The 1,167-nt window shown below is 49.5% G+C and carries 1 protein-coding gene; it reads right to left on the reverse strand.

Annotation, left to right across the window (positions count from 1 at the left end; translation table 11 throughout):
* Positions 1-1,167 (reverse strand): hypothetical protein (locus tag FE784_RS41500; RefSeq protein ID WP_176706882.1); only part of this gene is annotated, 1,167 nt, incomplete at both ends.

Raw genomic sequence — 1,167 nt, forward strand, 5'->3', positions numbered from 1 at the left:
AACGTCAACTCTTCCTCTGTCAGGCTTCTAAGCTTAAAATAAGTAATGTAAGCCTGCTGATCCGGCAGCGGAGTAATCCGAATGCGTTCTCCATCAAATTGACCGGCAAATAGAAATTGCTCTTCGGTAGCCTTGAGACCGTAAGTTGTTCCGGTCACTGTCTTGGTCCCTGCAACCTGTCCGCTTGCTTCCTCTCCATAAGAAACCTGGAATCCGCCAGCCTTGGCTACATAACCGACATAGACAGCATACCGCCCTTGGAGTTCCAGCGGCAGTTCCAACGAATGGGCGCCCGGTTCGTTCGCGATCCACATTTCGTCCTCATTACTGCCCAAATAACGATATTTTCCCGTCTTCCATCCGGCATATGTCGCCTTTTGTCCTTGGTCATCTTCCAACCAGAGCATGTCGTTGTATAGGTAGACACTGCCCGGTACAGATACCAGTGCATCACCGGGGTTTACCTTATGAACCGAAGGATATACATAGAAGTCACTCGTTATTTCATTCACTTTGCGATTTTTATAATACAACTCTGCTACAGCAGTCATGATTCCCGTCTGTCCCCCAGGTGCAAGCGGAATTTGGAAACGGGGAGAAGAAATGATCCCGCTATGCTGTGCAATGATTTGATCGTCCTGCACCAACTTCGTCCTGATCTCCAGTTCGCCTCCGGACAACCAGTTGGGAGGAATATCATCCAATCCTGCCCCGAGTGTCACTTCCTCCGAGTCGGAATAAGGGAGCACCGATAACCCTTTAATTCGCGGTTCGACCTGCGTCCACTCCGGCAAGTCTCCTACCGTCAACCTCAGATGATCCAGGTAAACCTCGTTATGACCGGACACGCTATTCATCGAAGCATTGATGATTTTGAGCGAGTCCGCACCGCTTGAAACAGGAGTAGCTACGTTGAAGGAAACGATCCTCATCTCGTCCATGGACAGCATCAATTTTCCACGGCCATCGTAAGCAATCCCCCACCGATGAAATCCTCCATCGTCGGGTATTACATGTTCATAATCCGCAACCAGAATGCTACTGGACTTTACCAGCACCTTGTCTCGCTGGAGGGTTAACTTTGCCGTCTTCCCCGCTGCCTTCACTTCAAAGCTTATTCCCCTGATTATCCCTAATGTCGGAGCTTCATCCACTTCAATCAGATCA

The sequence above is a fragment of the Paenibacillus hemerocallicola genome, assembly GCF_006265175.1.
Lineage (GTDB): Bacteria > Bacillota > Bacilli > Paenibacillales > NBRC-103111 > Paenibacillus_AB > Paenibacillus_AB hemerocallicola.